At 49.1% G+C, this 8,407-nt stretch carries 4 protein-coding genes and 2 pseudogenes; 4 read left to right on the top strand and 2 right to left on the bottom strand.

Features of this window, described 5'->3' with window-relative positions:
• From Q0668_RS12615 to Q0668_RS12605, 3 genes and pseudogenes are all read left to right on the top strand, one after another.
• Nucleotides 1–1,294 (top strand): annotated as a pseudogene (locus Q0668_RS12615) (hypothetical protein); the annotation flags it as partial.
• Nucleotides 1,295–1,675: 381 nt separating this feature from the next.
• Nucleotides 1,676–3,415, top strand: coding sequence for an arylsulfatase (locus Q0668_RS12610; RefSeq protein WP_298865099.1), 1,740 nt, complete (start codon nucleotides 1,676–1,678; stop codon nucleotides 3,413–3,415).
• A 96-nt stretch (nucleotides 3,416–3,511) separates the two neighbouring features.
• Nucleotides 3,512–4,543 (top strand): HAD family hydrolase, encoded by a 1,032-nt coding sequence (locus Q0668_RS12605; RefSeq protein ID WP_298865096.1) that lies wholly within the window; start codon nucleotides 3,512–3,514, stop codon nucleotides 4,541–4,543.
• A gap of 183 nt (nucleotides 4,544–4,726) precedes the next feature.
• Here Q0668_RS12605 and Q0668_RS12600 read toward each other — a convergent pair whose 3' ends face one another.
• A complete protein-coding gene (locus tag Q0668_RS12600) occupies nucleotides 4,727–6,517 on the bottom strand; it encodes an arylsulfatase (protein ID WP_298865094.1) in 1,791 nt (596 codons plus the stop codon).
• A gap of 217 nt (nucleotides 6,518–6,734) precedes the next feature.
• Here Q0668_RS12600 and deoC point away from each other — a divergent pair, with 217 nt between their 5' ends.
• Nucleotides 6,735–7,460: a deoxyribose-phosphate aldolase gene (gene deoC / locus Q0668_RS12595; protein WP_298865091.1), complete on the top strand. Its 726-nt coding sequence runs from the start codon at nucleotides 6,735–6,737 to the stop codon at nucleotides 7,458–7,460.
• 107 nt (nucleotides 7,461–7,567) lie between these two features.
• Here the strand turns inward: deoC and Q0668_RS12590 are convergent.
• Nucleotides 7,568–8,407, bottom strand: a pseudogene (locus tag Q0668_RS12590) (hypothetical protein); the annotation flags it as partial.

The raw sequence follows: 8,407 nt of genomic DNA, 5'->3' as shown, positions 1-8,407 counted from the left end.
TTACGGTCGCGGTGGTCGAGGCGGCGGAGGAGGCCGTGGAGGTGGTGGCGGATTCAGCGGTGGCGGTCGCGGCGGTGGCGGTGGCGGCTATTCACGACCTGCGCCGAGTCGTGCTCCCTCGATGAGCCGTCCCAGTTCGGGTAACTCAAACTTCAATCGTCCCAGTACAAGCCGCCCGAATACCAGTCGTCCGAGCACTCGTCCGTCATCACCTCCTTCGCGCCCGAGTGGATCGCGTCCAGGTGCGGGAACGCGACCCGGAACAGGATCGCGACCGAATGCGGGTAGCCGACCTTCACAATCACAATTAAGTAACTTTTTGAATATTCCAAACTCCTCAGGCGGTCGACCTGGATCGGGTGCTGGTAACAGACCTGCTGCTGGTGGTGGGGCAGCGGGTGACTTTTTGCGAAATAATGAAGCAGGTCAACGCCCCGGAGCCGATCGTGCTGCTAACCTATCTGATCGAACGGGCAATCGATCGGAAAATCGAAGCAATCGAACGGAGAATCGTGCTGGGAATCAAAGCGACCGGGCTGGTAATCGCAGTGATCGTCGGGAGAATCGACCTGCAGGCAATCGCCCTGATCGAATTGAGAATCGTGGCGAGCGGCAAACGCAACGTACCGATCGTCGTAACGAAGCGCGTAATCAGTTTCGCGACCATCATCCTCGTTACGATTTTTGGAAAGATCATCCCAGTTGGGCTCGATACCGTTGGAATCGTCCCTATCGCTGGGCAACCTGGGGCTTAATGACAGGTTGGTTCGCAGGGTATGGAACTAACACGACAGCCTATGAGTATGACTATGGCGAAAACATTTATTATCAGGGCGATCAGGTTTATTATGGGGATGAAGCGGTAGCGACCACCGAAGAGTATGCGGAGCAGGCACAAACGCTTGCCGAGAGTGCACCTGAAGTGGACGAATCGTCTGAGTGGATGTCACTGGGAGTATTTTCCATCACAAAGGACGGTGAAGATTCCGGACCACCCCCGACCATGTTTGTGCAGTTGGCTGTCAACAAGCAAGGGATCATTTCTGGAACGTTTTCCAATACGGCAACGAATAAAAATCAACCGGTCGAGGGAATGGTGGATGAAAAAAGCCAGCGGGTTGCCTGGACTATTGAAGGTAAAAAGTGGCCGATTATGGAAACGGGTCTTTCCAATTTAACGAAAGATGACGCGCCTGCTTTGGTACATTTCGAAAATGGTGAAACTCAACAGTGGTTGCTGATCAGGATGGAAGAGCCTAAAGAGTCGAAAGAAGATACACCGCCTACTCCCTGATCCTTTCAACAGATGATTCTCTGAAACTGTGGTGCCGGTTCGGTAGTGGAAAACCTCCTGCCGAATCGGTCACCCGATTTGGTTTATTTATAAATAAGCTACTTGGAAAAAGGCTGGATTCTACTATCAATTATTAATGGGAATCAGGACAGATCTAAAGTCACTGAATATCATATCTCAATGTAAGTTTGAATTTATTGGATTAATCAAATTCTCAATTAATGAAAATGCTCTTCATTCCTGATTTATTTATATCACGATCTGCTATGTTGTTGAGGTGAGTTAACACACGGCTGAACCAGTTTATCCGCGTTTTTTGGGCCTGAAAATTCGTACGAGTTGAACAATTCATTTCTTAATTAATTTACGGAGCGATTTCAAATGCCAAAAAAATCCATTCTTTTTACTTTAGCTGTCGGAGCAGTGCTTGGATATCTGTCTTCAGCATTGGATTGGAATCTGGAGGGACGTGCTGACAACCCTGCAGTTGAAGCAAAACCTGAATTACCACAACCAGTCACTTCAGAAACTTTGGCTCAGGTAACTAACCCCGCCGTACTGGCATCAACTGTAGCGACGCAATCGAAGGCCAGGAAACCCAATATCATTATGATTATGGGTGATGATATTGGCATGTGGAATATTGGTGCCTATCACCGGGGCATGATGGCTGGTCGAACGCCGCATATTGATAAACTCGCCCGTGAGGGAGTGATTTTTACAGATTATTATGCCGAAGCAAGTTGTACGGCTGGTCGCGCTAACTTTATTACTGGTCAACTGCCGATCCGCACGGGATTGACGACCGTTGGTCAGGCCGGCGCGAAGATTGGGATGCCTGACAAAGCGCCGACGATTGCGACGGTCCTCAAAGATATGGGATACGCTACAGGTCAATTTGGAAAAAATCATCTGGGAGACCGAAACGAATATTTGCCAACGGTGCATGGTTTCGACGAATTTTTTGGATATTTGTACCACCTGGATGCGATGGAAGATCCTTTTCATCCAGGATACCCTCAGAAACTTAAAGATAAATACGGTCCTCGCAATCTGTTGCATACCTGGGCGACAGACGTGGATGACGCCACCGTCGAACCGCGCTGGGGTAAAGTTGGCAAACAGAAAATTGTCGACGCGGGGCCGTTGCCTCCGCATCCAATCAAAGGCATCAAACATAACATGGAGGATATCGATGACGAAATCTTAAAGTTGACGATTGATTTCATCGATCGAGCTCATGCGGATGGCAAGCCATTTTTTGTATGGCTTAACCCGACTCGGATGCATGTCGTTACGCATCTCAATGACAAGTATGAGGGCATGCGGAATTCTGAAAATGAATGGACGATAGAAGAAGCCGGCATGGCTCAGTTTGATGATATCGTAGGTGCTGTGATGGCTCATCTTGAGAAATTGGGTATTACCGACAATACCATTATCGGAGTGACTACTGACAATGGAACCGAAAATTTCACCTGGCCTGATGGCGGGCAAACTCCTTTTGCAGGTGCGAAGGGTATGGTACAAGAAGGGGGATTTCGGGTTCCTATGGTTTTGCGTTGGCCAGGTGCAGTGCGTCCAAACCGGGTGATTAACGGTGTGACTTCAGGGATGGACTGGTTTCCCACCTTCGTAGCAGCGGCTGGTAATCCAAACATTATTGAAGAGCTCAAGAAAGGCAAAGAGCTCAACGGAAAGATGTATAAAGTGCATCTGGATGGATATGACCAGACGGAAATGCTGACACGAGGTTCCAAGTCTGCCCGGAACGAACTCTGGTACTTTGCAGAGAGTACCTTGGGAGCAGCCCGTGTTGGCAACTATAAGTACACATTTCTGATTCAACCTGATGGCTGGTTTGGACCGAAAGTACAAGCTGGCTGGCCCGGGATCGTTAATCTGCGTCTCGATCCTTTTGAACGGACAACCATTGGACAATCGTTGAATGCTTACAACTGGTGGGCGTATGAGTTCTGGCGATTTATTTTAGTGCAGGAAGAAGTTGCCAAGTTGGCAAAGACAGCCATAGAATTTCCGCCGATGCAGGATGGTGCCAGTTTCAATCTCGAAGCAGTGAAGAAAAAACTGGCAGAGGTTCAATCTGCACACGCAAAGTAATCTAAAATGATTCAGCGGGCGTGTTACAGCACGCCCGCTTTTTTTTATGTTTACACACTTTTTTTATGTCTACACAAATGAGTATGAGAGATAAAAATGAATGATGTTACTACTCCAGGATCTGTCTTTAGCCTGCATTATCTTCGAGCCTTCTCCCTCTTTTGTATTGGATTAGTCACTCTCTGTTTGAGTTCCTCAGGATACGGACAAGACCCGCTTCCTTCGTGGAATGAGGGTGCAACTAAAACAGCGATCATCGCATTTGTAACTGCAGTCACGGATAAAGACGGCAATGACTATGTTAAGCCGTCCGAGCGCATTGCAACGTTCGACAATGATGGCACTCTGTGGGTTGAGTATCCGATGTATACTCAGATGCTCTTTGCCTTTGATCGTGTAAAGGAGCTTGCGCCACTGCATCCGGAGTGGAAAACCAAACAGCCTTTCAAAGCTGTGTTGGAGGATGACATGAAAACACTGAGTGCTTCGGGAATGAAAGGCGTAATGGAAATAATGATGGCGACACATTCCGGGATGAGTTCTACTGAGTTTTCAGAGCAAGCTGGCAATTGGTTGAGAAACACACAACAGCCACGATTTAAGCGTCCCTATGCTGAATGTGTTTATCAGCCCCAGTTGGAATTACTTGGCTTCTTACGGTCAAACGGATTCAAAACCTTTATCGTCTCGGGTGGCGGAATCGCGTTCATGCGTCCGATTACTGAAAAAGCGTACGGGATACCGACGGAGCAGGTTGTTGGTTCCAGCGTCGTGCTTGAATATCAGATCAAAGATGGTAAACCGGCTCTGATTCGGATGCCTAAGATCGACTTCATTGATGATAAGGCGGGAAAGCCGGTTGGGATTCAGAAGCATATCGGTCGCCGACCGATTCTGGCGTTTGGCAATTCCGATTCTGATATGCAAATGGTTGAATACACGACGTCCGGTTCAGGGAAGCGCTTAGGGCTCTTCGTGCATCATACCGATGCCGTTCGTGAGTACGCCTATGACCGCAAGAGCCACATTGGTAAGCTGGACAAAGCCCTCGATGTCGCGAAGGCGAATGGCTGGATCATTGTGAATATGAAGAAAGACTGGAAGCAGATCTTTCCGTGGAAAGAATAAATAGTCAGTGTGACCTATTCCGTTCTCTCTGCAGAAAAGAGACTTTGATCTGGTTTGGCGGGCAGGGGCGATTTCCATTGTGCGATCAGTGTGACTAATTTCAAAACCATGTTATTCATTTTCAGCGTACTCGTTTGGGTGGAACTAGATGTGAGAATCGACCTGGTTCAAAAATCAACACCATTATTTTATTCGATTGAGTATTAGCAGGCGGAAATCCATAACCTGACTGCCGGGGACATCCAGGGCATGTAGAGTGAGCTGGCCGTTGCCTTTTGCTAACGTGATTTTTCCGAGTGACATGGGCCTGAAATCTTTGACGAACGATTCCGAGCGGACGGCGCGGTCTTGTGCTTCGCCTTGCAAGGGGGGATCGTGTGCTTCGGTGACCTTGCCTTGAATTTGACTTCCGTTGAAACTTAATTCAACGGTGGCCCCGAGATCCGCTTGCGGGCAGGTATAGTAAAGAATCGCTTCATAGTCTCCGGCCTCGACTACTTCTGCATTCCAGGTGATACGATCTTCTGTGTTGGTCCAGTTGAAAAAGTAAGAGCAATTCGGGTGCCGGGAGGAGCGTTTGATTTTCCCATAAGATTTCGCATCCCGAACTGGTAACTGTGTGGTGTGGCAGCCTCCGTATCCGATTAAAAACGGACGAGGGTCATCAGGATACCCATTGGGCCAGACCGAGGTTTTCCAGTCAGATGTGGCCTTTTTCAATTTGGCGGTCACCTTTGGCTTCTGTTTTGCGATGTCTTTTCTCTGGCCGGGATCTTTGAGCATGTCAAAGAGCTGGCCTTTGTCTGATAATCGGTATTGCTCGGTACGGAGACTGACGCGTTGACGTAAGCTGGAAAAAATCATGCGCTCATGCCAGGCGTCGCCCTGGTTCATCATGAGTGGTTTGAGACTGACTCCATCGATGGGTTTCGGTTCGGGTCGAGGAATGCCGGCTAAATCTGTGAGTGTTGGCAAGAGGTCAATTGCCCCGGCGATTTTGTCGACCTGATGTCCGGCGGGTAGATGTCCCGGCCAGCGGATGACAAAAGGTGAGCGAACGCCGCCTTCATCCAGAGAGCCCTTTCGACCTTTCATGTCACCATTCCAACGGAAGCCATTAGGGCCGTTGTCAGAGAAGTAAATGACGATGGTGTTTTCGGCGATTCCCAGTTTCTTCAGTTTTTTGAGTACACGTCCTACGTTCCAGTCGACATTCTCGCACATAGCCAAAGCTGCGCGGAGGTGATCCGATTTTTCTTTCTGGGGATCACGATGATGCATCTCCAGTTTTTTATCAGAGAAGCGATCCCAGAAACGGTCGGGTACCTGCATCGGTGAGTGGGGTGTGCAATAGGGGATGTAAGTAAAAAATGGTTTGCCGCTTTGCGTTTGTTTTTCGATAAATGAGATCGCTTTATCTGTGAGGTCGTCGGTGATGTAACCGTTGCCTTTGACGAAGGTGCCATTGTGATCGAGCATGGGGCTGAAGTAGTGGCCCCAATGTCCGGAAGTGAAGCCGTAGTATTCTTGAAATCCTCTTGCGTTGGGGTGGTTGGGGTACTGTGTGCCGTTATGCCATTTCCCAAACGCGCCGGTCGCGTAACCGGCCGACTTGAAAACCTGGGCGATCGTGTATTCATCGGAATTCAATCTTTCCTGTCCGGTAGAGACGCCGGTGGTTCCCGTGCGTGCGTGGTATCGTCCGGTTAAGAATGCGGCCCGTGTGGGAGCACAGACTGCCCCGACATAGAAACGATTAAAGCGGACTCCCTCTTTGACCAGTGAATCAATGTTTGGTGTTTTCAAATTGGTATTGCCGTTATGACTTACGTCTCCCCATCCCTGATCATCGGCGAGGATCACGACAATGTTGGGGTGCTGCGATTTTTTTCCGTTGGCATTTTTATTTTCGTCTGCCGATGCCATACTCGTTAACAGGCAGGCCAGCAAGGTTGTTATGAATTGTTTCATCATGGGTGTTCTCTTGGTTGGCTAAAGACTGAGGATACTGTTTCTTTGATGTCAGAGATTGAGTGCCGCGTGGATGCACTCGAATCATGCTCTCAAATATGTTAGTTTGCATTGTGAGTATTTGGAACTGATCATCAATGTATTATTCTGGTTTATAAACTGTATTTATTATTTCACATTCGCTGGGCAGTTCAATTAAGTACTAAGGCAGGAAAAACTAATGGATTTTGTATATCAGGATATTTCAAAAATGATCGATCATTCTCTGTTGAATCCGACATTGACGGTGAGTGATCTTGAGTCCGGAATCGAACTTGCTTTAGCCTATAATGTGGCCAGTGTTTGTATATTACCTTACTACCTGAAACCATGTGCGGAACGTCTTTCAGGCAGTACGGTCAAGGCCTCGAGTACAATTGGTTTTCCACATGGAGGCCATACAAGGGCCATCAAACAAGCCGAGGCGAAGCGTGCGATTGTCGATGGTTGCGAAGAGCTCGATATGGTGGTCAATATTTCCAAGGTGCTGAGTGGTGACTGGGATTATGTTCGCGGGGATATAAAGGCAGTCGTCGACGTAGCGCATGAAGCGGGCCAAAAAGTGAAAGTCATCTTCGAAAATTGTTATCTGAATGATGACCAGAAAATTCGTTTGTGTGAAATCTGCAGCGAAGTGGGTGCCGACTGGGTGAAGACATCCACCGGCTATGGGACCGGAGGTGCCACGCATGAGGATCTCAAACTGATGCGGGCGCATTCTGCGGAAGCCGTTCAAGTGAAAGCCGCGGGAGGCGTGCGAGATCTTGATGCATTACTGGCGGTCCGCGCGTTGGGTGTGACGCGCTGCGGCGCCAGCGCTACGAAAACGATACTCGATGAATGTCGCTCGAGGCTGGGGCTGGCTGCAATTACCATTGGTGCGCCCAAGAGTCCAGAGGGGTATTGAAAACTTACGTGGAAAGTGACCGGAAGACCGATTTCGATTCGGGTTTAGCGAGGTCGTATCGCCGGGATGCGCGGGTAATTCCAGTGCGAGTAAGCCAGGGGACATGCTCAAAGTAGTAATGATGGTTTGAAGATCAGAACGAGACCCAGGATGAGGATGACTATTCCGCTGAAGAGTTTGAGCCAGCGTCCTTCGTTTTCCTGCAGTTTACGTTTACCGAGGGTGACAACGACGATTGTAACCATAATGGCATCGTCGAGCATGTAGGCGAGGATATAGAGCCCCAGGTAGGCATACGATTTCCAGGGGGGGTAGTTTTGCATGGAAAGTACTTCTGTGTACAAAGCGGGTAAGCCGGCGGTGCAGAGCAGTTCGATGATATTCACTAGAACTGCAAGAATAGACGCACCAATAATGGCTCCCGTCAGGTTTTCCGCCATCACGATCTTGCGGACTCTGGCATAGAGTCCCGGCTTGGCCCATTCCGGAATCGAAAGTGAAATTCCTTTTTTGAACGCGAAGAAGTCTTTGATGTGAATCAGACCAATTACCGAGGCAAAGATTCCCAATGTCAACTGGACTTTTGGCAGGTAGCCGATAAACAGGAACACATTCAGCCAGGCTGCCATAAATGCAAAATATGCCAAGCCACTTATTAAGACGAACGTGCCCGCCACGGCCACGATTTTTGTGCGGCTGCGCAGATTGACCAACACGGATAGAAGAAAGAGTAGAACCCACATGGCGCAGGGGTTAAAGCCATCGACCAGGCCGATTAAAAAAGTAAAAGCCGGCATACCCAACCGGCTTTTGCTCAATTCTCCAAAGAGGGGAACTTCAATGGTATCACTCACCGTGCTCTGGGGCTGCGGAAGTGGTGTTTCGCCGTCGACCGGCGGTGGTAATCCTATCGGAGGAGGGGGGCCGCCGGAACCGCCACCTGGAAC

The sequence above is a fragment of the uncultured Gimesia sp. genome (assembly GCF_937910335.1).
Classification (GTDB): Bacteria; Planctomycetota; Planctomycetia; order Planctomycetales; family Planctomycetaceae; genus Gimesia.
Note: the sequence above shows the minus strand (reverse complement) of the source record. Positions and strands in the feature narration are given on the sequence as shown.